We start from the raw sequence: 22,397 nt of genomic DNA, 5'->3' as shown, positions 1-22,397 counted from the left end.
GGACCAGAAGGTCATCTTTGGAGCTCCACGTTTCTTCGACGCGACCATTCGCAAGGCGGTTCACATGGGCGCCGGCCGCGCGGCGGCCTCGCGGAATGGTGATCAAGCCCCAGCACCGCCTCCTCACCAAATCGCGATTTGACAGTTTTTCTATATTTGTCAAAATCGTCAAATGGGACCGAAAACCCGCATTCTCGATGCCACCATGCTGGTGTTCCGCCGGCACGGCTTTCGGCGCTCCTCGATCGAGCAGGTCGCCGAGGCGGCCGGCCTGACGCGGCAGGCGCTCTATCACCACTTCGAATCCAAGGAAACGCTGTTCCGCGCCGTGATCGAGCGCGTGCATGAGAGCGCGATCGCAGCCGAGGACACCGCCATTGCCGAGGCGGAGGCGGCGGGCAGCGATCTCGGCGACATCCTCGCTACGGGCATGACCGCGCGGATGTCGACCATGATCGGGTCGCTGGACGGCTCGCCGCATCTCGAGGAACTGTATTCCGAGCACCTCGTGCATGCGCGCGACCTCTTCCAGACGTACGCTGCGCGCTATGCTGAGCGCATGGTCGCGACGGTCGCGCGGGTCGTGCGCAAGCAGCAGCTTGCGCTGCCGCAGGACCTGACGCCGGCCGAGTTCGCGCGGCTGGTCGAAATGTCGATTCACGCAGCGAAGTCGCAGTATCCGGCGATGCAGCCGGCGGAAGCGTTCCTGAAGGACATGGCGATCATCGTGCGGACGCTCTGCGCCGGCGCCAAGCCGAAATTCAAGTCCAAATCCTTGCCGAAACCGCAGAAGCCGTCCGTCGAGAGGGCGGCAATCCCCAAGAGGCCGACACGCAGGACAACTGGAGGACATCCATGAGCACGACGACCGTCAATGGCCGCGTCGAATCCCTGCCCGATGATCCCGATGCGCTCTTGATCGACATCGTGCGCGACCAGCTCAAGCTCACCGGCACCAAGCTGGTGTGCGGCGCCGGCGTCTGCGGCGCCTGCACCGTGCTGGTCGACGGCGCGCCGGTCGCAAGCTGCCTGATGCCGGCACACGCCGCCGCCGGCAAATCGGTGACGACGGTGGAAGCTATCGGCGCGTCCGGGCTGCATCCGGTGCAAAAGGCGTTCATGGCGCATGACGCCCTGCAATGCGGCTTCTGCACGCCCGGCTTCATCGTGGAAGCGACCGCGTTCTGCGACCATTGGCGCGCGACCAGGGGAACGGCGGTGCCGTCGCGCGAGGAGATCGGCGCGGCTCTGTCGGGCCATCTCTGCCGCTGCGGCGCCTATGACGGGATCTTCCGCGCGGTGGCGGATGCCTGTGCCGGCCGCTTCGACGGCGATCACGTCACGGCGCCCCGCATCGAGGCGCGCGACAAGGTGACGGGCGCGGCGAAATACACCGTCGACATCCATCATGACGGCCAGCTCGAAGGCCTGATCCTGCGCTCGCGCGAGGCGCATGCGCGCATCACCACACTCGATCTCGCGCCGGCGCGCGCGCTCCCGGGCGTCGCCGCGGTGTCGCTGCTCGGCGATGACCGGATCGTGCGCTATGTCGGCGAGCCGATTGCGGCGGTCGCAGCTCCGGACCGCAAGACGGCGCTGGCCGCGCTCGCCGCAATCAAGCTGGCCAGCAAGCGGCTGCCCGCGGTGGTCGGGCTCGACGCCGGACGCAAGGATGATGCGCCCGTCGTGTTCGACAAGGCGAGCCGCAAGCGGGCCGGCAACGTCTCGGAAGCGGCCGGCGGGCCGGCGCCGTGGAAGCAGAATATCCGCGGTCCGACCGCGGTGTTCTCGACCCGCGCCAAGAAGGCCCGCAACTGGGTGGACGAGGCGCGCCAGGCCAACAACAAGCTGCTCGTCGAAGCCACCTTCCGCACCGCCACGCAACAGCATGCGTGTCTCGAGCCCCACGCCGCGGTGGCGCGCTTCGACGGCGACCGGCTAACCCTGCACGTTTCGACCCAGCAAGTGTTTCACCTGAAGGAGCAGATCGCAAAGCGCTACAAGCTCGATCATGACAAGGTCCGCGTGATCGCCGAGCACGTCGGCGGCGGCTTCGGCTCGAAGGCGAGCCTCGGCACCGAGACGATTGCCGCGATCGAGCTGGCGCGCGCGGCGAAAGCGCCGGTGCGGGTCGCCTATGATCGCCAGGAAGAACTCTCGGTCGCCGGTTATCGGCCGGCCGCGGAGTTGAAGGTCGCGCTGCTGCCTTCCGAGCAAGGTGCCCTGAAAGCGCTCTCCGTCACCGCGCATGCCGACACGGGCGCAGCGACCAACTCGACCATCGCGGGACTGGCGCGGCTGATCTATCCGGCCGAGGCGAAGGACCTTTCGGATTTTGACGTCATCAGCAATCTGCCGCCCGGCGCCGCCTTCCGCGGCCCCGGCGGTCCGCCGATGGCATTCGCCGTGGAGCAATCGATCGACGAGGCCGCGCTGCGGCTCAAGGTCGATCCGATCGCCTTGCGCAAGCGCTGGGATCCCGATCCCAACCGGCAGCGGCTCTACGATTGGGCATCAGGGCTCGAGATCTGGCGCAACCACAAGCCGGCGCAGAACGGGCGCTATCGCCGCGGCATCGGGGTCGCGACGGGCTACTGGCTCTATCTGTGGCAGCCGAAGGTGAAGGTCGAGGTCGCGGTCAGGGGCGGCCGCATCGTTGCTAGCACGGCGACGCAGGACATCGGCACCGGCACCCGCAGCGTGCTTGCCGACGCGATCGCGCGCGAGTTCGATCTCGAACCCGGTGAGATCGATGTGCGGATCGGCGATTCCTCGCTGCCCGAAGGCCCCGGCTCCGGCGGCAGCCGCGTCACCGCCTCGGTGATGCCGCCGACGCTGCAGGCAGTGCGGAAGCTGAAGGCCGCGATGCTCGAACAGGCCACGCGAAAGCCGGCGCCCGGCTCGAACGCGCCCTGGCGCGAGCTGATCGCGCGCTCGCCCGACATCGCGGTGGTGGAGACGCGCGGCGAGGACGGCAAGAACACTGCGCCCGGCATCCGCTCGCCGCTGCGCGAAGTCGGCCTGATGGGCATGGTGTTCGGCTGGATGATGCGCCGCTTCTCGAACATCGCCGTCGGCGCCGGCGTGCCGAGCTCGGTGCAGGTGATCGAGGTGGAGGTCGACACCTGGCTCGGCCATGTCCGCGTGCTCAACGTGCACACCGGCATCGCGGTCGGCAAGATCGCAGCGCCCGCGCTGGCGCGCAGCCAGGCCTGCGGCGCGGTGATCCAGGGCCTCGGCTACGCGCTCTACGAGGCGCGCGAGCTTGATCCGACCAGCGGCGACGTCCTGACCGCGGGAATGGAGGATTATCGTATCCCTGGGATCGCCGACACGCCGGAGATCGAGGTCCATTTCGACGAAGCCGGCTTCGACCATGTGCTCGGCAACAGCGTCGGCATCGGCGAGGCGTCGACGGTGCCGACCTCGGCCGCCGTCGCCAACGCGATCCACAACGCGATCGGCGTCCGCCTCACCGAGATTCCGATCCGGCCCGACCGCATCGTCGCCGCGCTGAAGGGGAGGGACGCCGCATGAGTGTCGCGACTGCAGACGTCATCTCCGCGCCCGAATTCCGCGCCGCCGGCACCGATCTGTCGGAGCGCCGCCGCAGCGGCCTGTCGTGCGGCTCGATCATCGATCTCGCCGCCAGTCCCGATACTATCGGCGTGGCGTGGAATGCGGACGGCTCGGCCCGCATCGGCGCCCTGACCACGATCGCTGCGATCGCATCCGATCCGCGGCTCGCCGAGGCTTACCCCGGCATCGCCGCAGCCGCGCAGGGCCTCGCCACGCCGCAGATCCGGCACATGGCGACGCTCGGCGGCAACCTCGCCCAGCGCTCGCGCTGCTGGTATTTCCGCAATCCGCAGATCGCCTGTCTCAAGAAGGGCGGCCCCGACTGCCCGGCGCGATCCGGCAACCACCTCTATCACGTCGCGTTCGATCTCGGCCCATGCGTCGCGCCGCATCCGTCGACGATGGCGATGGCGCTGCTCGCCTATGATGCGAAGGTCACCACCGATCGGCGCAGCGGCTTGTCGATCTCCGAGCTGCTCGGCGACGGCAGCAACGGCGCGGCCGACAATCTGCTTGCACCGGGCGAACGCATCGAGCGGATCGAGCTCCCCGTTCCGCTGGCCGGCGAGCGCGCGCTGTACAAGCGCGCCATCAGCCGGACGCATGCGGAATGGCCGCTGGTCGAGATCTGCGTGCGTGCGGTGATCTCCGGCGGCGCGTTCCAGCAGGTCCACATCGCCGCCGGCGGCATCGCCCCGGTCCCGCTGCGTCTTGCCGCGTCCGCGGCGGCGCTGCAGGGTAAGCAGATTAACGCGGCGACCATCGCGCAAGCCACCGAGCTGGCGATCTCGGGAGCCAGGCCGCTGCCGATGACCGGATACAAGCTCGAGCTGCTGACGGGCCTGGTGCGCGACGTGGTCGAGCGGATCGTGGCGTAGGATCAAGCGCCCATTCGCGGCCTCGAGGCAACGTCGCGTCTAGAATGCATAGATCCAGGAATTCCTACGCCGGAATGCCGGCCTCACACAGCACGGCGACCATGCGTTCGCCCCATTCGACGGTCCTGGTCGGAAAATTCTGCCGCGCGTAGGACGCGCGGAAATCGGGTCGCAGCTTGAGCAGGCGGCCGGCGATGAAGCGCGCCTCGTCGAGGCGCCCCGAGCCGACTTCGTTCATGATCAACGCGCTGAGCGTGTGTGCGTCTTCGCCGATCACCAGCGCCTTGGCGGCGGCCGCGCGGCCCTGCTCATACTGACCGAGCATGAAATGCGCGAAACTGATTCCGTTCCACATCGACGCACGCCCGGGATCGATCGGGCTGAGCCGGAGTCTGTGCTCAAAACTTTCGATCGCGCGTGCCGGCTGGACGCACATGAGCGAAATCCAGCCACGATATCCCATGCCGCAGCATCGTTCGAATTGAGCGAGATCGCCTCTTCGATCATGGTCTCGGCGCGATCGTAGTCGTGGCCGAGATAGGCAAACATGTGAGCCGCGCGCGCCAGCACGAACGGATCGTCGCTGGACAGCACGCAGGCGAATTCGGCGATCCGCAGCGCCTCCGCCAACTCCTCCGCGCCGGGGGGCGTGCCGCGCGTGGTCTGTTTCAGCAGCGACGAATAGGCCAGCATGACCTGAGCGGCTGCATAGTTCGGATCAAGCCCGCAGGCCTTGTTGAACCACTCGCCGAGTTCAGCGTCGCCCCACTTGGAGCGATCTGCGTAGGCCGCAATGCCTCTCAGAAAGAGATCGTAGCTATCGAGACGGTCGGTCGGCTTGGTTCGGGTTCGTTCGATTTCGCTCTGCTGGATCTTCGGAGCTATGATGCTGACGACATTCGCGGTGACCTGGTCCTGCAGGTCGAACACATCCCTCAGTTCGCCGTCGAACCTGTCCGCCCAGAGATGCGTACCGCTGCCGGCCTCGATCAGTTGCGCGGTGATCCGAACGCGCCCACTCGACTTGCGCACTGATCCCTCCAGCACGTATCGCACACCGAGCTCGTGCCCGACCTGCTTGATGTCGACGGACTTCCCCTTGTAGGTGAAGCTTGAATTGCGCGCGATCACAAACAGCGATCTGAAGCGCGACAGCGCCGTAATGATGTCCTCGACGACGCCGTCGGCAAAGTATTCCTGCTCCGGATCACCGCTCATATTCTGGAACGGCAGCACCGCGATGGAGGCCTTCTCGGCAATCGCGGCTGGGGAAGCCGGTGCAGTGAACGCGTGCTTCGCGATCGCGGCCGCTGCGGAGGCGCCGCCGACGCGAACTCTCCATGTCCGAATAGGCTCGGCAATATTCTTCAGGACCTGCGGCCCCATGTCCTCGAAGGTTGCATCGACCTTGCCGCGAATGTGCCGTTGCACGTCATCGGAAATGCAGACGCCACCCGGCTCGGCAATCCCCTCCAGGCGCGCTGCGATGTTGACGCCGTCGCCAAAGATATCGTTGTCGTCAAAGATGATGTCGCCGACGTGGATTCCGATTCGGAATTCGAGCCGCTGCTCCGCTGGCACGGCAGCATTCTGATCAGCCATGCGGCGCTGCACTTCGACGGCACTGCGCACCGCGTCGACGGCGCTGGCGAATTCAACGAGGATTCCGTCGCCGGTCGTCTTGACGACGCGGCCGCGATGTGCCGCCAGCGCTGGATCCAGCAACGCTCGCCTGACCGACTTCAGCTTGGCCAGAGTGCCTTCCTCGTCGATTCCCATCAGCCGGCTGTAGCCGGCGATATCGGCCGCCAGAACCGCTGCCAGACGCCGATCCACGCTATCGGTGGTCAAAGACATGCCCCCGGACGAGGGGTTAATTTTCGTCGCCGATCAAAGCACGGCTGACGGCCTCCGGGCTAGAGCAAACGTCTACGCTGCTTGCCCAGGCTGGAAATCGGCGGCATTGTCAACGACGACCTTGAGGCTATCGCCCAGCGGGTCTATCGCGCCCGGGTCAGCGCCAGCCAGATGCCGCCGCCGATCATGAAGCCGCCCGAGATGCGCGACATCAGCCGGGTCCGCTCCTTGGAGAAGAATTTGCGGGCGCGGCCGGCCGCCAAGGCGTAGGCGGCGTCGGTCAGCACGGCGGTCGCCATGAAGGTGAGGCCGAGCAGCGCCACCTGCGGAACGTGCGGCTTGTCCATATCCATGAACTGCGGGATGAAGGCGCCGAAGAACACCAGCACCTTCGGGTTCGAGAGCAGCACCAGAAAGCCTTGCAGGAAGAAGCCGCCGCGCGGCGGCGGCGGCGTGTCGTCGGTGCTGACGCCCTGGACCGGAGAGCGGATCAGCTTGAAGCCGAGCCAGACCAGATAGGCGGCGCCGGCAAAGCGCACCCAGTCGAACCAGTAGCCCATCGTCGCCATCAGCGAGGTCAGCCCGACCGCGACGGTGCCGATCACGATCGCAAGCCCCACCTGCGCGCCCAGCACGTTGGTGAGCGCGGCGCGCGTGCCGTAGCGCAGCCCGTTGGCGATCACCATCGTGACGATCGGACCGGGCAGCAGCGCCAGCGCGATGCAGGCGGCGACGAAGGCGAAATAGGCTTGCAGGGACATGGGAGAGCTCGTTTGTTTCTTATCGTCATTATGCACGAGAGTGGCAGACATGGAAGCGCGTCTGCCCCCTCGCCCCGCTCTTCACCGGGTCGAGACGAGCGAAGCTCGCTCTTAGAGGGTGGCGTGAGAGGCTTTCTCCGCCAGGCGGTGCGAGTCGTTAGACCTGTACCCCTCACCCGGATCGCATCTGGCGATGCGATCCGACCTCTCCCCGCAAGCGGGGCGAGGTGAAGAGAGATCACGCTCAACGGCCCTCCATTGCCGCGATCATCCATGACCTGATCTCTCGCCCCTCCAGAAATTTCAACGTCGCGCCTTGCACGCGCCCAACATCGCCGCTCCCCTGCGCCACGACCGCCATCAGGTCGCAGCGATGCGACACCGCGATGCCGATCGCAGTGCGCTTCCCGTTGGGCATCTCGAGATCATAGACCCTGATCCGCCCCGGCATATCGGCGACAGCAACGACATCGCCGGCCTTCAGCGGCACAAAGCGCGGGCCGATCATGTCGACGTCGGAAACGCGGTCGACCTCGTCGTCATCGGCGACGCCGCCGTCGCAATTGCAGAAGCCGAGCTTTGGCCTGAGATAAACCTCGACGTCGCCGCCGCACTCGTCCGCACCACACCGGAACGCGCGGCCGGCGGGCCAGCCGTCGCGCGGGAACGGCCAGCCGATCTCGTACCACGCGGCTGCGCGCGGCGGCGCCATCTCGTAGCCGGCGACGGCGGAGAGCCCGCCGAGCGCCAGGACCATCGCCGCGATGACCGGCCATGAGCGCATCATCGCGCGCTCACGGCAGACCGGCTATGGCGCGCGCCGCGCCGGTCAGTTCGAGGATGTGCAGGCCGGTGTTGGCGCGGTCGACCGCGTAGATGTAGCCGCGCTCGTCGGTCTCGACATTATTGGTCTGGATCGCGACCTTGCAGCGGTCCTTGCCGTCGATGGTGACGCATCGCTTGTCGGTCGCCGCCGTGATGGAGGGAATGAAGTAGCCGACTTCCCTGGGATGATAGGGATCGCGGATGTCGAGCGCGCGGACGCCGGCGTTGAAGAAGGCGATGAAGGCCAGCTTCTTGTAGTAGACCGGCGCCATGCTCTCGTTCGACGAATGCGAGCCGAACCGGCCGCCGCGCTCGCAGAACGCTCCGGAGGCCTCGGGCACCGTATAGCTCGAGATCAGCATCGGCCGCGCCTCGGTGGTGACGTCGGCGAACCACACCATCTGCCGGGCCTCGCCGCATTCGTTCTGGATCGCCTCGTCGACGATCATCACGATGTCGCGGCTCTTGCCATCCTTGTCGCGGGCGAACTCGGCGATCGGCATGCCGGGCATCGGAAACACCGTATGCGCGCCGTTCATGGCGGACAGCGGCATCCGCGCGATCTCCGGCAATTTCAGATTGTCCGGCGTCGGCTCCTTCGGTCCGTTCAACAGCTTGTCGCGGTCGACGATCTGCAGGAAGCCGCCCTTGTTGGTGCCGTAGCCGAAATAGACGCGATTGCCCGTTGGCCCGGTCGAGATCGGCCCGTGCAGTTCGGTCGGCACCGCGCCGGTCGCGCCCGGCTCCTGCCCGGGCAGGCCGAAATCCCGGATCTTCTTTGGCTGCGCGGGATCGGAGAGATCATAGACCTGCGTCATGCGCCGCGTGCGCCAGTCCGGCGCGCCCGACACCAGAAAGGCGATGCCGGTGCCGCATTCCCAAAAACTCTTGTGCGTGTCCTTCAGGCCGCCGATCCGGGTGACGAGCGCCGGATTGGCGGGATCGGCGACGTTCCAGATCTCGTGCGCCTCGCTGCCGAAGGTGCGCAGCATGTAGACCGCGTTGCGATCGCCCTTCGGCAAATCCTTGCCGTCGCAGATCCGCACCATCTGCGCGCCGCCGGATTCATACTTGCCTTCCTGTCCGGGAATGTGCCGCAGATATGTCGGGTGCGCGGGATCGGTGACGTCGACGATCGAGGTGCCGTTCGGCTCGGCCTTGCCGGTCATCGGGTTGACGGGATCGGGAATGTCGTCGGTGCCGCCGTGATGACCGATATAGGCGATCCATTTGTCGCCCTGATGATGAATGGTCGGCTGATAGGCGCTGCGGGCCTGCAAATCGTTGGTTCCAACCAGCCTCATGTTGGAGGCTTCAGGCGGATCGCCGATCTTCTGCTGGGCGCTCGCACCATTCGCGAGCAGGACAAGAACCAACGTGCAGCAAACTGCCGTAACGCGACCGCCCATGCGCACCACCCAATGTTCCACACCAATCTGCGTTGGCTGCCGGCAAGGCTAGCACGGCGCTGCCGATGCCAAAACACACGCTCTTGACATGCAACCATTCGGTTGCCTATTATCCGACCCATGGATGAAGTCTTCAAAGCCCTCGCGGATGCCTCACGGCGAACGCTGCTTGACCGGCTTCACGATCAGAACGGGCAGACGCTCGGTGAGCTCTGCGACGGCCTCGACATGACGCGTCAGGCCGTCACCAAGCACCTTGTGATTCTCGAGGAGGCCAACCTCGTCACCACGATCAAGCATGGCCGCGAGAAGCTGCACTATCTCAACCCGGTTCCGATCCATCAGATCGGCGAGCGGTGGATCAGGAAGTTCGAGCGCGGGAAACTCGCCGCGCTGAGCGAGTTGAAAAGACAATTGGAGAAGCGTGATGAGTAAACCGGACTACGTCTACGTCACCTATATCGAGACCACCGCCGACAAACTGTGGCACGCGTTGACCTCGAGCGAATTCACCGAACGCTTCTGGTTCGGCTATCGCGTCAGCTCCGACTGGAAGGTCGGCTCCCCCTACCACCTCACCAAGGACGGGCGACGCAGCGTGCAGGGCGAGGTGCTGATCGCCGATCCACCGAACAAGCTCGCCTACAGCTGGGACGTCGTGAAGGAAGGCGTCGAGCGCGAGCAGCTCTCGCGCGTGACCTTCGACATCGAACCGCACGGCACGGTCGTCAAGCTGACCGTGACGCACGACAATCTCGGCCCGAAGACGCTGCGCGACATCTCCGGCGGCTGGCCGATGGTGATCGCAAGCCTGAAGAGTTTCCTGGAGACCGGGCGCGAACTGCCGGCCGACCTGCTCACCAGCGGCGCCAGGGAGGCCTACCATGCCTAAGCCCGAATTCGCCTACGTCACCTACATCGAGACCACGCCGGACAAACTGTGGGACGCGCTGACCAAGAGCGCGTTCACGCGGCAATACTGGTTCGACACCGAGCTACAATCGGACTGGAAGGTCGGCTCGCCGCTCGCGCTGGTGATGGGCGGCAAGACCACCGACACCGGTGAGATCCTCGAGGCCGACCGGCCGCGACGCCTCGCCTACACCTTCAAGCACGTGCTCGACGAGGACATGCGCAAGGAGCCGGCAACCAAGGTGGTCTTCACGCTCGAAGCCCATGGCAAGATCGTGAAGCTGACCGTGACCCATGAGGGCTTCGGCGCGGGCAGCAAGCTGCTCGACGGCATTTCCAAGGGCTGGCCGGCGATCCTGTCGGGACTCAAGAGCCTGCTCGAGACCGGCAAGGCGGTCACGATCCCGCCGGCCGCGCTCGGGATCGACGGCTTCGAATGACAATGAAAATCTATCGACGGGTGCGAACGGACATGAACATCGAGAAATTCAAACCGGCAATCGTCTACGCAATCTACATCGCCGCCACGCCCGAGAAGGTGTGGCAGGCTTTGACGACTGCCGAATTCAGCCGGCAGTATTTCTCCGGCAACGCGGTCGAGGTCGACCTGCGGATCGGCGGCGCCTACGTCGTGCGGACGCCCGACGGCGCGCTGCACATCTCCGGCGAGGTGATCGAGTGCGATCCCCTGAAGCGGCTGACCGTCACCTTCAACGTCAACTGGCCGCAGCTGGTCGAAAAGCTCGGGCCGACGCTCGTCACCTGGGAGATCGAACCGGCAGGCGACGGCGTGAAGCTGACGCTCCTGCAATCGCATGACCGTCCGATCAGCGACGACATTCTCTCAGGCGGCCGGACCGGCTGGCCGGCGATCCTCTCCAGCCTGAAGAGCCTCGTGGAGACCGGCAAGGCCATGGTGATCCCCATGCAGCCGCCAGCGCGCATGATGGCCGCGCTGAAGGAATTGGGAATTGCGATGCCGACGTGAGGTTGGCGATACAGCCGCTCCATACTCCGCTGTCGTCCCTGCGAAAGCAGGGACCCATAACCACCGCTCCAAACGTTTAGAGTTCGCTGGGGCCATAGCGTCGCACAACAACTTTACCTTGTGTTATGGGTCCCGGGCCGCGCTGCGCTTGCCCGGGACGACGACGGAGAAAACTACCCCAGCGCCCTCAGCTCCCGGCGCAGCACCTTGCCCGTCGCCGTCATCGGCAGGCTGTCGGCGAACTGCACGAAGCGCGGATATTCGTGGGCGGCGAGCTGGACCTTGACGAACTCCTGGATTTCGCGCGCCAAGGCATCGCCCGGCGCGTAGCCCGGCCGCAGCACGATCCAGGCCTTGATCGATTCGGTGCGGATCGGGTCGGGGATGCCGACCACCGCCGACATCGCGACCGCCGGATGCTTCATCAGCGTGTGCTCGATCTCGGACGGGCCGACCCGATAGCCGGCCGTGGTGATGACGTCATCCTCGCGGCTGACGTACCAGAAATAGCCGTCCTCATCCTGCACGCCGAGATCGCCGGTCAGCAGGAACTCGCCGGCATATTTCTTCGCGGTCGCTTCCGGATTGCGCCAGTACTCGATCATGGTGCAGGGGCACGGTTGGCGCACGCCGATGATGCCGCGCTGGCCCCGCGGCAGCTCCTCGCCCTTCTCGTCGACGATGCGGACGTCGAAGCCCGGCGTAGCGCGGCCCATCGAGCCCGGACGGATCGGAAACAGATTGGAATTGCTGCCGATCACGAGGTTGCATTCGGTCTGACCGAACACCTCATGGGCGTCGATGCCGAAGGTGTCGCGCACCCAATCCAGCAATTGGCCGCCGAGCGACTCGCCGCCGGTGAAGATGCTGCGCAGCCTGACGCCGGAATTCTTTACATTGGCCTGCCGCATCAGCTTCAGCGCGGTCGGCGGCAGGAACACGTTGCGGATGCCGAGCTCGGCCATCATCCGCATCGCCGCCTGCGGCTCGAACTTGCGGGCGCGGTGTCCAACCATCGGGATGCCGTGGTACCAGAATGCGAACAGGCCGTTGATCAGGCCGCCGATCCAGGCCCAGTCGGCCGGCGTCCACATCAGGTCGCCGGGCCTCGGCAGGAAGTTGTGGCACATCTCGACATTGGGCAGATGGCCGAGCACGACGCGATGCGCATGTAGCGCGCCCTTCGGGTTACCCGTGGTGCCCGACGTGTAGATGATCAGCGCGGGATCGTCGGCCGAGGTGTCGACGGTCGCGAACTCGGGCGATGCCGACTTGACCGCGCTCCAGAACGGTTTCGTCCCCGCCGGCGTCTTATCGCCGACGATATAGACGCTCTTCAACTCGGGCAGACGATCGCGGACTTTCGCGATCTTCTCCCAGCCTGCTTCATCGGTGATCACGGCCTTGGCAACAGAATTCGACAGGCGGAATTCGAGCGCATCCTCGCCGAACAGCGCGAACAGCGGGATTGAGATCATCGCTGCGCGAAACGCCGCGAGATGCGCGACCGGCAGTTCGAGCGATTGCGACAGGAACACGGCGACGCGGTCGCCGCGCACCAGCCCGTCGTTGGTCAGCACATTGGCGAAACGGCGCGAGGCGTCCGCGACCTCGTCGAACGAGGTGCGCGTGGTGCCGCCATCCTCGTCGACATAGACCAGCGCGAGCCGCCCGGTGCCGTCGGCATGGCGGTCGCAGCACGCGGTCGCCATGTTGAAGCGCGCGGGAACGTCCCAGCGGAAGTTGCGATAGAGTTCGTCGTAAGTAGCGGCTTCCTTGAGCATGGTGTGTTTTGCTTCCGTCCCTCGTCATGGCCGGGCTTTCCCCTGCCATCCGCATTTGCTGCGGCAGATTGTAGAGACGTCGATGCCCGGGACAAGCCCGGGCTGACGAAGAATGTGATGCCCGGATAAAGAACCCCGGATGGAGCGGTCGCGCGAACGCGCGCCCGATGACAGGCTCCGCGCAATCCGGGGTTCTCATCGAGTGGACAGACTCCCCCGGATTTCGCTTCACTGCATCCGGGCTACGAACATCCTTGAGGAGAAAGCCGTCAGGCTGACGCCCGCTCCATTGCGACCTCGGCCTTGAGGCTATCGAGGTCGCGATAGATCGACGCGACCGCGAGCACGCGCCCGCCGCGCTTGTAGCGCAGCACGCAATCCCTGCCGGCGATGCTGCCGTCCACCGCGATCTCGTCCCACTGCTCGGCATGGCCGACATAGTTGATCGGCACGTCGTAATGCTGGCTCCAGAAGAACGGCACCGCGTCGAACACCTCGCGCTGCCCAAGCATATTCCGCGCGGCGGTCTGGCCCTGGCGCTCCGCCACCACCCAATGCTCGACCCGGATCGTCTCGCCGCTGTGCGGATCGGGCCAGCGCGCGATATCGCCGGCCGCGTAGATGCCGGGAACGCTGGTCTCGAGATAGGCGTCGACTGTCACGCCGCGGTCGATGGCGAGCCCGGCCGCTTCCGCCAGCGCCAGCCGCGGCTTCACGCCGACACCGACCACGACGAGATCGGCATCGAGCACAGGCCCGCTCTTCAGGCGGGCTCGCTTGCCCTCGATCGCGGTCACCGTGTCGCCGAGGTGGAATACGACACCATGCTCTTCGTGCAGCGCACGGACGAAATCGCCCATCTCCGGCCCGAGTACGCGCTCCATCGGCCGCTGTTCCAGCCCGACCACGTGAACCTCGATCTGGCGCGCGCGGAGCGAGGCCGCCACCTCGAGACCGATGAAGCTTGCACCGATCACCACCGCGCGGCGCGCTCCGCTGGCCGCGGCGATGATGGCCCGGCAATCGTCGACGGTGCGTAGCACATGAACGTGGGGCTGGTCCGCGCCCGGGATCGGCAGCCGCACCGGCTCCGCGCCGGTCGCCAGCAGCAGCCGGTCATAGGCGAGCGTTTCGCCGCCGGCGAGCACGACATTGCGGCGGCCGGTATCGATCGACTTGACCTCGGTCCTGAGTTTCAGATCGATCGCCGCGTCACGATAAAAATCGTCCGGCTTCAGCGGCAGCCAGTCTTCCGGCGCGCTGCCGGCGAGGAAGTCCTTTGACAGGTTCGGACGATCCACCGGCGGCGCGGCCTCGCCGCTCAGCATGACGATGCTGCCGCGATAGTCCTGCCGTCGCAGCATCTCGGCGGCGGCAAACCCCGCCCCGCCGCCGCCGATAATCACGATGCTGCCGGGCGTATCTACCGGGCCCTTGACGCGGAGTTTCGGCTGCGCGCGCTTCTCGCGCACGATGATGCGATCGCCCTCCCGCTCGACCTTCCAGACAGCGAGCGCGTTGAAGGCGGGCGCGGCGGTCGCTTCACCGGTGCGAATATCGAAGCAGGCGTGATGCCAGGGGCAATGGACGGTCTCGCCCTCAAGGAGGCCTTCGGCGAGCGGGCCGTGGTAATGGCTGCAATGCGCGTCGATGGCGAAGATATCCGCCCCCGAGCGCACCAGCAGCACGTCCTCGTCGCCGACATGGCCGAGCAACATCGCGCCCGTGAAGTCGGAGAGGGCAACGCCTTGTGTCAGATCCGGACCGGAAGGAGCTTGCTGATCGGCCATACCATTCCTCCATCGCCCTGTGACGCTCTAAACCGCTATGCCGAGGAATTCCTGGCGGGTTAGCGCATTGTCGCGAAAGCAACCCAGCATGCGGCTGGTCACGAGATCGGTATCCGGCTTGTGCACGCCGCGGGTCGTCATGCAGTGATGCGACGCCTTGATGATGACGCCTACGCCCTGAGGCTTCAAGACGTCGTTGATGGTGTTGGCGATCTGCGCCGTCATCTTCTCCTGGATCTGCAAACGCCTGGCATAGATGTCGACCACCCGCGCCAGCTTGCTGATGCCGACCACGCGGCCGTTCGGGATGTAGGCAACCCAGGCCTGACCGATGATCGGCGCCATATGATGCTCGCAATGGCTCTCGAAGCGGATGCCCCGCAGGGCAATCATTTCGTCGTAGCCTTCGATCTCCTCGAAGGTCTTTTCCAGGATCTCCGCGGGACGTTGGTCGTAACCCGCAAAGAATTCCTCGAACGAACGCGTCACACGCGCCGGAGTTTCAAGCAAACCATCCCGCTCGGGATCGTCACCAGTCCAGCGGATGATGGTGCGGACTGCTGCCTCGACTTCGGCCCGGGTCGGCTTGTCGGATTCGGTTTGAGCGGCTCTTGCACGATCCAGCGCATGCACAATCGGGTTCATCGGGGCCTTTCCTTTGCGGAGTCATCGCGAGGTCATGCCCGTCAGATGCTCCGTCAGCAGAAAGGTTCCCGCAATTCGGCCGCGGCACTTTGCGCCGCAAGCCAGCCGGGACGAACGGCTAGCCCGTCAGCGCCGCCTTCACCAGGCCGCTGGCCTTGCCGAAATCCATCTGGCCGGCGTATTTCGCCTTCAACGCGCCGATCACCTTGCCCATGTCCTTGATGCCGGCGGCACCCGTCTCGGCGATGATCGCCGAGATCGCGGCCTTCACGTCGTCGTCGGACATCTGCTTCGGCAGGTACGCCGAGATCACGGCGATCTCCTCGCGCTCCTGGGCCGCGAGCTCGGCGCGGCCGCCCTTGTCATAGAGCTCGACCGACTCCTGGCGCTGCTTGATCATCTTCTGCAGCAGGCCGAGCAGGTCGGCATCGGAGAGGGGCGGCTTGCCCTGCCCGCGCGCGTCGATGTCGGCGTTCTTGATGGTCGAATTGACCATGCGCAGCGTGGACAGCTTGCGCTCGTCCTTCGCCTTCATCGCTTCCTTGACCGCAGTATTGATGTCGTCGCGCAGCATTTCGTTGTCCTTGAGCCAGCAATCCCCTCATCTAGGCAGTTTGCACCGGCAGAACAACCTAGTTCCTCAGCCATTCGACCAGCGCATCGGCGCAGGCCTGCGGCAGTTCCAGCTGCGGCAGGTGACCGCAATTGGCGAGCACTACAAGTTTTGCGCCGGGAATGCCGTTGGCCATCTCGTCCGACAGCGAATTTGGCACGGTGTTGTCGGTATCCGACGTCAGCACCAAGGTCGGGCACTTGATCCAGGCCATGCTCGGCCGCGAATCCGGCCGGCTGAGCACCGCGTTCTGCTGGCGGATGAAAGCCTCGGCGCCGATGTCCTCGCTCATGTCGTCGACGATCCGGCGCAGGCTTGCATCGCCCTGCCGCGACGGATGCACGAAGCCCGGAAACAGCTCATCGACCACGCTGCGATATTGGCCGCTTCTGGCACGCTCGACCATGCCGCGGCGACGCGCGGTCGCTTCCGGCGTATCAGCCCGCGCCTGGGTGCTCATCAGCGCCAGCTTCGCAACCCGGTCCGGCGCCTGCCGCATGATCTCGAAGGCGATGTAGCCGCCCATCGAGTGCCCGGCGAGCGCAAAGCGCGGCGGCGCCTCGGCCAGGATCCGGCGGGCGATGGCCCCCATATTGTCGTCCCTGATATGGTTGGCGACCGTCACCGGCCCGCATCGCCACAGCGCCGGAATGACGGGGGCGAAAATCCGCGGCGAGCAGATGAGGCCCGGGACGAGCAGGATCGGCATCGTATTATCCATGCGGGAGCTCCGGACGGGTCATTTTCGGCAAGCAAACGGCCGCTTCAGGGAACTTTAGATTAAAAGGCCGTTCGGGCCTGTCAAATCGGCCGGTATTGCCGTGTGAATCCGTGCCCTTTCGCTTTGACGCCGCAGGGTGCGGCGTCTATTTAAAGGGCTCATGACAACATCCGAAAACGCTCCCGCCTGGCCGGACCATAAACCGACCGCGCTCCTTGTGCTCGCCGATGGTACCGTGCTGGAAGGCTTCGGTCTCGGCGCGGAAGGCCACGCCGTCGGCGAGGTCTGCTTCAACACCGCGATGACCGGCTATGAGGAGATCCTCACCGATCCGTCCTATGCCGGCCAGATCATCACCTTCACCTTCCCGCATATCGGCAATGTCGGTACCAACGAGGAAGACATCGAGACGGTGAACATGGCGGCGACGCCCGGCGCGCGCGGCGTGATCCTGCGCTCGGCGATATCAGATCCCTCGAATTACCGCGCCACCCGCCATCTCGACCTGTGGTTGAAGGCGCGCGGCATCATCGGCCTCTCCGGTATCGACACCCGCGCGCTGACCGCGCTGATCCGCTCCAAGGGCATGCCCAATGCGGTGATCGTGCACGCCAGAAACGGCGAGTTCGACCTGCACGGCCTGAAGGAAGAAGCCCGCGAATGGCCCGGCCTCGAGGGCATGGACCTGGTGCCGATGGTCACCTCCGGCCAGCGCTTCACCTGGGACGAGACGCCCTGGGTGTGGGGCAACGGTTTCGGCCAGCAAACCGCGCCGGAATTCAACGTGGTCGCGATCGATTACGGCATCAAGCGCAACATCCTGCGCCTGCTCGCCGGCGTCGGCGCCAAGGTGACCGTGGTGCCGGCGACGACCGCCGCCGAAGACATCCTGGCGATGAAGCCGGACGGCGTGTTCCTGTCGAACGGCCCCGGCGATCCCGCCGCCACCGGCAAATATGCCGTGCCCGTGATCCAGAAGGTGATCGCGTCGGGGACGCCGACCTTCGGCATCTGCCTCGGCCATCAGATGCTTGGCCTTGCCGTCGGGGCCAAGACCATGAAGATGCATCAGGGCCATCACGGCGCCAACCATCCGGTCAAGGACGAGACCACCGGCAAGGTCGAGATCACCTCGATGAACCACGGCTTTGCCGTGGACCAGGCGACGCTGCCGAAAGGCGCGACCCAGACCCATATCTCGCTGTTCGACGGCTCCAATTGCGGCATCGCGCTTGAGGGCAAGCCGGTGTTCTCGGTGCAGTACCACCCGGAAGCCTCGCCCGGCCCGCGCGACTCGCACTATCTGTTCCAGCGCTTCGCCGATCTGATGCGGAAGAACAAGCGCGCGGCTTAGAGCCCGATCGTCATTGCCGGGCTTGACCCGGCAATCCATCCCTTGAAGAAGATGGATGCCCGGATCAAGTCCGGGCATGACGGCTATTGCGCGCGGCTGGCACCGACAGCAGCAATGCGTCTTCGCATCACATCACGGGAAATCTCGACATGACCGCCCCCGCCACCCCGAAGCCCGTCTACGGCGTCTCCTCGATGGCGGTGATGGCATCGATGTCCGGGCTCGACTTCGTGCGCGGCATCTTCGCCCGGACCCTGCCGGAGCCGCCGATCATGGAGAATGTCGAACCGTTCGACTGCACCGCCGAGACCGGCCATGTGGTGATCCACAGCGTCCCGGGCCTGCGCCACTACAACCCGATCGGCTCGGTGCATGGCGGCTACGCCGCGATCCTCTTGGATTCCGCGATGGGGCTTGCGGTGCAGACCACGCTGCCGCAAGGCTTTGGCTACACCACGCTGGAGTTCAAGATCTCCTTCGTCCGCGGCATGAGCCAGGACACCGGCAAAATCCGCACCGAGGGCCATGTGCTCAACGCCGGCCGCCGGGTTGCGACGGCGGAAGCGCGGATTACCGACGACAATGGCAAGCTGCTCGCCCATGCCACCACGACCTGCCTGGTGTTCGAGTTGCCCAAGACGACCTGAAGGCAATCGCGTCTTGGCGCCAGATCTTGGCGCATTGGAGCCATGACGAAGCGCGCTGGATCGCGGCCTGCGCTCTGTGATTGAGTTTCCCTGTCCGAGATCAGGCAAACATGATCCGGCCTGGAAAGGAAACGCCGATGATTTCAGCCCATTCAGACATGACCATCCGCGACATCCGCGTGACGATGCTGCGGCTGCCCTGGGCCGACGATCCCTGGCTGAAAGGCGCGGCGCTCGGCGCGACGCGCGACATTCTGATCTGCGACGTCGAAACGTCCGGCGGCGTTACCGGCATGGGCTATCTGTTCGTGTTCAAGCCGGCGATGAAGTCGATCGCGGCCTGTCTCGAGGAATGCATCATCCCGCGCGTCATCGGCAAGGACGCCACCGCGATCGAGGCGATCTGGCGCGATCTGTGGACGGCGACGATGACCTATGGCCGCGGCGGCATCGCCACGATGGCCATGTCGGCGCTCGACATCGCGCTGTGGGACGCGGTCGGGAAACGGGCCGGCCTGCCGCTGCACCGGCTGTGGGGGCACTATCGCTCGGAAATCCCGATCTATGGTTCCGGCTGCTTCCGGGGCGCCGGCGGCGACGGGATGATCGAGAAGGCGCTGCATTTCGTGAAGCAGGGCTACAAGGCGATCAAGATGCAGGTCGCGCACGTCCACACGCCGGCGCAGGACCTCGACAATGTGCGCCGCATGCGCGAGGCGCTCGGGCCCGACATTGACATCATGATCGACGTCAACATGGGCTGGAGCGCCGATGTCGCGATCGAGATGGGACGCAAGTTCGAGAAGTACGATATCTACTGGCTTGAGGAGCCGGTGCCGGCCGATGATTTCGCCGGCTTTCAGCGGATCGCGGCGGCGCTGGACATGCGCGTCGTCGGCGGCGAGACGCATTTCACGCGCTACGATCTGCGGCCGTTCTTTCTCAATCCCTGCCTGCCGATCCTGCAACCCGACCCGATGCGCGGCGGCATGACCGACCTGCGCAAGATCGCGGCGCTTGCGGACACGTTCGGCATCACTATCGCGCCGCATCTGTTTCCCGAACTCAATGTGCACCTCTTGGCTTCGATTCCGAACGGGATCTGGTGCGAGAACATGGCGCTGATCGACGATCTCTGGGTCGACCCGCCCGAAATCGCCAACGGCATGATCACCGCGCCGGAGCGGCCCGGGCACGGGCTCAGGTTCAGGGAAGACGTGTTGAAGTTCAAAATCTAGCTGGAACGGTTTGCGGACCGACGGTTTGATGGTCTGGAGACCACCTCGCAGCGCTGGAGAGCCACCATGTCGGTCGTCCGTACCGATATCGAACCCCAGACCATCGTCTTCCGGGACGACGGCCTCGTGCCGAACAATCCGATGCCGTTCCTAGTCTACAAGGCCGCCGTCGACGTCAGCAAGAATCCTGAGGCCACCATCGAGCAGCTGTTCGGCGAGAACGGCTGGGGCGCGATGTGGCGCAACGGCGTCTACGACTTCGCGCATTACCACGCCACCGTGCACGAGGTGCTGGGCGTCGCGCGCGGCCGCGCGCGCGTGCAGTTTGGCGGCGAGCGCGGGCAAGCACTCGAGATCGCGGCCGGCGACGTCGCGATCCTGCCCGCCGGCACCGGGCATCAATGCCTGTCGGCGAGCGACGATTTCTGCGTGGTCGGCGCCTATCCGCCGGGCCCCCCGATGGATCTGCAGCGGCCGACGCCGGAGAACCACGCCAGGGCGCTGAAGACGATCCCACAGGTTGCGCCCCCCGCTACCGATCCGGTGATGGGCAAGGACGGGCCGCTGGTGCGGCTGTGGAAGCGATAAGATCTAGGATGGTCGAACGGGTTGCTCTTGCCCTGCCCCCTCGCGAGAGGTGACCGGATACAGGCAACCTGAATCGATCATCGGAATTGCAGGCCATTTCAATCAAGCCTGCCGGCTTCACATTTCCAAGCTCCTTGATTTAAGTCAGCATCGCTGCGGCGATTTATGCCGCCAATGACACCTTAAAGCGCGCGATTCATCTGCGGGAGTGACAGAGCTTCCGCGTCCGCTGCTGCTCTTTTTGCAGGAGCAATGGAGGTCATATACATCACCTGACGGCATCAGATGCTCCGCGCTTCCCACAAGCAACCGCAACAGAGATCAGGAGAGGAGAATTCGACATGTTTCGAGGAATTCTGACGCTGACATTGTCGCTCTGCATTGGCGCGGCTACCGCGCCTGCAGCGCTGGCCCAGACGGCGCCGGCAATCAACGAGCAGGAGGCACACGCGATCGCGGTGGACGCCTATATTTACTTCTACCCGCTCCTGACGATGGACATCACGCGAAAGCAGTTCACCAACGTCGAGCCCGGCAAGGATAACTTCAAGGGCCCGATGAATACCTTCGTCAACGTGCCCGAATACCCACCGGCGAATTTCAAGGGCGTGGTGCGGTCCAACTTCGATACGCTCTATTCCGTTTCATGGCTGGACATGACCAAGGAGCCGGTTGTCGTCTCCGTTCCCGATACCGATGGACGCTTCTATTTGCTGCCGATGCTGGACATGTGGTCGGATGTGTTCGCCTCGCCCGGCTGGCGCACCACGGGCACCAAAGCGGGGACCTTTCTGGTGACGGCTCCGGGATGGCGGCCTGATCTGCGCGACAGGTTTGCGGAGGAGTTCAAGCTTCCGAAGGATACCCAGCGCATCGACGCGCCGACGCCTTACGTCTGGGTCATTGGCCGCACCAAGACGGACGGCCCGCCGGACTACGATGCGGTCCACAAGATACAGGCCGGCTACAAGGTCACGCCTCTTTCCGAGTTCGGCAAGACTCAGAAGCCGACCGAGGTCAGGATCGATCCCAGCGTCGACATGAAGACGGCGCCCAAGGTGCAGGTCGATACCATGTCGGCCGGCGTCTACTACGCGCAGGCCGCCGAGCTGCTCAAGCTTCACCCGCCGCACATCACCGATGAACCAATCATCGCGCAGATGAAGAGGATCGGCATCGAGCCCGGCAAGAGCTTCGAAATCAGCAAGGTGGACCCGGTGCTGCAACGGGCGCTGGAGACGGCGCCGCAGGACGGGCAGAAGCTGATGGCATGGAAGGTGCCGACGCTGGCGCGCGTTGCGAACGGCTGGTCGATGAACACCGACACGATGGGCGTTTACGGCAACTACTATTTGAAGCGTGCGATCGTCGCGCAGCTCGGGCTTGGCGCCAACCTGCCGGAGGACGCGATTTATCCGCTCAATCTCGCCGACAATACCGGCAAACCGCTCGACGGCGCCAACAAGTATACGATCACCTTTGAGAAGGGCGCGGCCCCGCCGGTCAATGCCTTCTGGTCGATCACGCTTTACGACCAGGAAGGATTCCAGGTCGGCAACGTGCTGAACCGCTTCGCTGTGTCCAGCTGGATGCCGTTCAAATACAACCCGGACGGCTCGCTCGATCTCTACTTCCAGAACGAAAGTCCGGGCGCGGACAAACAAGCCAACTGGCTCCCGGCGCCGAAGGGCGCTTTCAACCTGACCATGCGCCTTTACGGTCCGAAATCGGAGGCGCTGACCGGAAAGTGGAATCCTCCGCCGATCGTGCGATTGGAGACAGCGGTGGGTCTGTCAGCTCAGTAGGCT

General features: G+C 65.0%; 22 protein-coding genes. 12 read left to right on the top strand and 10 right to left on the bottom strand.

All coding sequences use genetic code 11. The features are described 5' to 3' along the window. The first annotated feature begins 172 nt into the window (after positions 1-172). Genes Q2M23_RS11140 through Q2M23_RS11130 form a run of 3 tightly spaced genes read left to right on the top strand, consistent with a single transcriptional unit; the run spans position 173 to position 4,457 of the window. Positions 173-859 (top strand): helix-turn-helix domain-containing protein, encoded by a 687-nt coding sequence (locus Q2M23_RS11140; RefSeq protein ID WP_316395557.1) that lies wholly within the window; start codon positions 173-175, stop codon positions 857-859. Next, positions 856-3,537, top strand: a complete 2,682-nt coding sequence (locus Q2M23_RS11135) for a molybdopterin-dependent oxidoreductase (protein WP_316395556.1) — start codon at positions 856-858, stop codon at positions 3,535-3,537. The genes Q2M23_RS11140 and Q2M23_RS11135 overlap by 4 nt, the downstream gene beginning before the upstream one ends. Further along, positions 3,534-4,457, top strand: coding sequence for an FAD binding domain-containing protein (locus Q2M23_RS11130; protein ID WP_057018074.1), 924 nt, complete (start codon positions 3,534-3,536; stop codon positions 4,455-4,457). Before Q2M23_RS11135 ends, Q2M23_RS11130 begins: the two co-directional genes overlap by 4 nt. 64 nt (positions 4,458-4,521) lie before the next feature. On the opposite strand, the gene Q2M23_RS11125 is transcribed toward Q2M23_RS11130, so the two are convergent. The 5 genes from Q2M23_RS11125 to Q2M23_RS11105 form a co-directional block, all read right to left on the bottom strand. Beyond that, positions 4,522-4,782, bottom strand: a complete 261-nt coding sequence (locus Q2M23_RS11125; protein WP_316395555.1) for a hypothetical protein — start codon at positions 4,780-4,782, stop codon at positions 4,522-4,524. Then, positions 4,731-6,308, bottom strand: a complete 1,578-nt coding sequence (locus Q2M23_RS11120) for an adenylate/guanylate cyclase domain-containing protein (protein ID WP_316395554.1) — start codon at positions 6,306-6,308, stop codon at positions 4,731-4,733. The genes Q2M23_RS11125 and Q2M23_RS11120 overlap by 52 nt, the downstream gene beginning before the upstream one ends. A gap of 149 nt (positions 6,309-6,457) precedes the next feature. Beyond that, complete coding sequence (locus Q2M23_RS11115) at positions 6,458-7,075, bottom strand: LysE family translocator (protein WP_316395553.1); 618 nt, start codon at positions 7,073-7,075, stop codon at positions 6,458-6,460. 244 nt (positions 7,076-7,319) lie between these two features. Next, on the bottom strand, positions 7,320-7,862 hold the full coding sequence (locus Q2M23_RS11110) for a hypothetical protein (RefSeq protein ID WP_316395552.1): 543 nt from the start codon (positions 7,860-7,862) through the stop codon (positions 7,320-7,322). Positions 7,863-7,869: 7 nt separating this feature from the next. Continuing rightward, the gene (locus tag Q2M23_RS11105; protein ID WP_410469711.1) at positions 7,870-9,309 is read right to left on the bottom strand and encodes an LVIVD repeat-containing protein; all 1,440 of its coding nucleotides are present in this window, start codon (positions 9,307-9,309) and stop codon (positions 7,870-7,872) included. A 120-nt stretch (positions 9,310-9,429) separates the two neighbouring features. Here Q2M23_RS11105 and Q2M23_RS11100 point away from each other — a divergent pair, with 120 nt between their 5' ends. From Q2M23_RS11100 to Q2M23_RS11085, 4 genes are read left to right on the top strand one after another with little or no spacing between them, the layout of a single operon-like run. Continuing rightward, entirely contained in the window at positions 9,430-9,744 is a 315-nt protein-coding gene (locus tag Q2M23_RS11100) for an ArsR/SmtB family transcription factor (RefSeq protein WP_028343393.1), read from the top strand. Then, on the top strand, positions 9,737-10,201 hold the full coding sequence (locus Q2M23_RS11095) for an SRPBCC family protein (RefSeq protein WP_057018076.1): 465 nt from the start codon (positions 9,737-9,739) through the stop codon (positions 10,199-10,201). Before Q2M23_RS11100 ends, Q2M23_RS11095 begins: the two co-directional genes overlap by 8 nt. Next, entirely contained in the window at positions 10,194-10,661 is a 468-nt protein-coding gene (locus Q2M23_RS11090) for an SRPBCC family protein (RefSeq protein WP_057018077.1), read from the top strand. The genes Q2M23_RS11095 and Q2M23_RS11090 overlap by 8 nt, the downstream gene beginning before the upstream one ends. A 32-nt stretch (positions 10,662-10,693) precedes the next feature. Next, a complete protein-coding gene (locus Q2M23_RS11085; protein ID WP_283064433.1) occupies positions 10,694-11,209 on the top strand; it encodes an SRPBCC family protein in 516 nt (171 codons plus the stop codon). Positions 11,210-11,382: 173 nt separating this feature from the next. Here Q2M23_RS11085 and Q2M23_RS11080 read toward each other — a convergent pair whose 3' ends face one another. From Q2M23_RS11080 to Q2M23_RS11060, 5 genes are all read right to left on the bottom strand, one after another. Then, positions 11,383-12,993 carry an acyl-CoA synthetase gene (locus Q2M23_RS11080; RefSeq protein WP_316395550.1) on the bottom strand — a complete coding sequence of 537 codons (1,611 nt, stop codon included), beginning with the start codon at positions 12,991-12,993 and terminating at the stop codon, positions 11,383-11,385. Positions 12,994-13,262: 269 nt separating this feature from the next. Then, positions 13,263-14,783 carry an FAD-dependent oxidoreductase gene (locus tag Q2M23_RS11075; protein WP_316395549.1) on the bottom strand — a complete coding sequence of 507 codons (1,521 nt, stop codon included), beginning with the start codon at positions 14,781-14,783 and terminating at the stop codon, positions 13,263-13,265. Positions 14,784-14,810: 27 nt separating this feature from the next. Beyond that, on the bottom strand, positions 14,811-15,428 hold the full coding sequence (folE, locus tag Q2M23_RS11070) for a GTP cyclohydrolase I FolE (protein ID WP_028333118.1): 618 nt from the start codon (positions 15,426-15,428) through the stop codon (positions 14,811-14,813). 118 nt (positions 15,429-15,546) lie between these two features. Then, positions 15,547-16,002, bottom strand: coding sequence for a GatB/YqeY domain-containing protein (locus Q2M23_RS11065; protein WP_028333117.1), 456 nt, complete (start codon positions 16,000-16,002; stop codon positions 15,547-15,549). A gap of 58 nt (positions 16,003-16,060) precedes the next feature. Then, positions 16,061-16,762, bottom strand: a complete 702-nt coding sequence (locus Q2M23_RS11060; RefSeq protein WP_316395548.1) for an alpha/beta hydrolase — start codon at positions 16,760-16,762, stop codon at positions 16,061-16,063. Between the two features lie 160 nt (positions 16,763-16,922). Here Q2M23_RS11060 and carA point away from each other — a divergent pair, with 160 nt between their 5' ends. The 5 genes from carA to Q2M23_RS11035 all read left to right on the top strand — a co-directional run bounded on the left by carA (position 16,923) and on the right by Q2M23_RS11035 (position 22,394). Then, on the top strand, positions 16,923-18,116 hold the full coding sequence (carA, locus tag Q2M23_RS11055; RefSeq protein WP_057017029.1) for a glutamine-hydrolyzing carbamoyl-phosphate synthase small subunit: 1,194 nt from the start codon (positions 16,923-16,925) through the stop codon (positions 18,114-18,116). A gap of 149 nt (positions 18,117-18,265) precedes the next feature. Further along, on the top strand, positions 18,266-18,763 hold the full coding sequence (locus Q2M23_RS11050; RefSeq protein WP_057017039.1) for a PaaI family thioesterase: 498 nt from the start codon (positions 18,266-18,268) through the stop codon (positions 18,761-18,763). Between the two features lie 137 nt (positions 18,764-18,900). Beyond that, entirely contained in the window at positions 18,901-20,001 is a 1,101-nt protein-coding gene (locus Q2M23_RS11045; RefSeq protein ID WP_316395546.1) for a mandelate racemase/muconate lactonizing enzyme family protein, read from the top strand. A 66-nt stretch (positions 20,002-20,067) separates the two neighbouring features. Beyond that, positions 20,068-20,589, top strand: a complete 522-nt coding sequence (locus Q2M23_RS11040) for a cupin domain-containing protein (protein WP_316395545.1) — start codon at positions 20,068-20,070, stop codon at positions 20,587-20,589. A 341-nt stretch (positions 20,590-20,930) separates the two neighbouring features. Further along, positions 20,931-22,394: a DUF1254 domain-containing protein gene (locus Q2M23_RS11035; RefSeq protein ID WP_316395542.1), complete on the top strand. Its 1,464-nt coding sequence runs from the start codon at positions 20,931-20,933 to the stop codon at positions 22,392-22,394. Positions 22,395-22,397: the final 3 nt, after the last annotated feature.

Source organism: Bradyrhizobium sp. 33ap4 (genome assembly GCF_032654765.1).
In the GTDB taxonomy this organism is placed as follows: domain Bacteria; phylum Pseudomonadota; class Alphaproteobacteria; order Rhizobiales; family Xanthobacteraceae; genus Bradyrhizobium; species Bradyrhizobium australafricanum.
Note: the sequence above shows the minus strand (reverse complement) of the source record. Positions and strands in the feature narration are given on the sequence as shown.

Coding starts and splice junctions, on each gene's coding strand:
- Q2M23_RS11090 (WP_057018077.1), top strand. CDS start 10,194: ATGCCTAAGCCCGAATTCGCCTACGTCACCTACATCGAGACCACGCCG.
- Q2M23_RS11095 (WP_057018076.1), top strand. CDS start 9,737: ATGAGTAAACCGGACTACGTCTACGTCACCTATATCGAGACCACCGCC.
- Q2M23_RS11045 (WP_316395546.1), top strand. CDS start 18,901: ATGATTTCAGCCCATTCAGACATGACCATCCGCGACATCCGCGTGACG.
- Q2M23_RS11035 (WP_316395542.1), top strand. CDS start 20,931: ATGTTTCGAGGAATTCTGACGCTGACATTGTCGCTCTGCATTGGCGCG.
- carA (WP_057017029.1), top strand. CDS start 16,923: ATGACAACATCCGAAAACGCTCCCGCCTGGCCGGACCATAAACCGACC.
- Q2M23_RS11135 (WP_316395556.1), top strand. CDS start 856: ATGAGCACGACGACCGTCAATGGCCGCGTCGAATCCCTGCCCGATGAT.
- Q2M23_RS11100 (WP_028343393.1), top strand. CDS start 9,430: ATGGATGAAGTCTTCAAAGCCCTCGCGGATGCCTCACGGCGAACGCTG.
- Q2M23_RS11065 (WP_028333117.1), bottom strand. CDS start 16,002: ATGCTGCGCGACGACATCAATACTGCGGTCAAGGAAGCGATGAAGGCG.
- Q2M23_RS11105 (WP_410469711.1), bottom strand. CDS start 9,309: ATGGGCGGTCGCGTTACGGCAGTTTGCTGCACGTTGGTTCTTGTCCTG.
- Q2M23_RS11040 (WP_316395545.1), top strand. CDS start 20,068: ATGTCGGTCGTCCGTACCGATATCGAACCCCAGACCATCGTCTTCCGG.
- Q2M23_RS11080 (WP_316395550.1), bottom strand. CDS start 12,993: ATGCTCAAGGAAGCCGCTACTTACGACGAACTCTATCGCAACTTCCGC.
- Q2M23_RS11110 (WP_316395552.1), bottom strand. CDS start 7,862: ATGATGCGCTCATGGCCGGTCATCGCGGCGATGGTCCTGGCGCTCGGC.
- Q2M23_RS11140 (WP_316395557.1), top strand. CDS start 173: ATGGGACCGAAAACCCGCATTCTCGATGCCACCATGCTGGTGTTCCGC.
- folE (WP_028333118.1), bottom strand. CDS start 15,428: ATGAACCCGATTGTGCATGCGCTGGATCGTGCAAGAGCCGCTCAAACC.
- Q2M23_RS11060 (WP_316395548.1), bottom strand. CDS start 16,762: ATGGATAATACGATGCCGATCCTGCTCGTCCCGGGCCTCATCTGCTCG.
- Q2M23_RS11075 (WP_316395549.1), bottom strand. CDS start 14,783: ATGGCCGATCAGCAAGCTCCTTCCGGTCCGGATCTGACACAAGGCGTT.
- Q2M23_RS11115 (WP_316395553.1), bottom strand. CDS start 7,075: ATGTCCCTGCAAGCCTATTTCGCCTTCGTCGCCGCCTGCATCGCGCTG.
- Q2M23_RS11130 (WP_057018074.1), top strand. CDS start 3,534: ATGAGTGTCGCGACTGCAGACGTCATCTCCGCGCCCGAATTCCGCGCC.
- Q2M23_RS11125 (WP_316395555.1), bottom strand. CDS start 4,782: ATGCTCGGTCAGTATGAGCAGGGCCGCGCGGCCGCCGCCAAGGCGCTG.
- Q2M23_RS11050 (WP_057017039.1), top strand. CDS start 18,266: ATGACCGCCCCCGCCACCCCGAAGCCCGTCTACGGCGTCTCCTCGATG.
- Q2M23_RS11085 (WP_283064433.1), top strand. CDS start 10,694: ATGAACATCGAGAAATTCAAACCGGCAATCGTCTACGCAATCTACATC.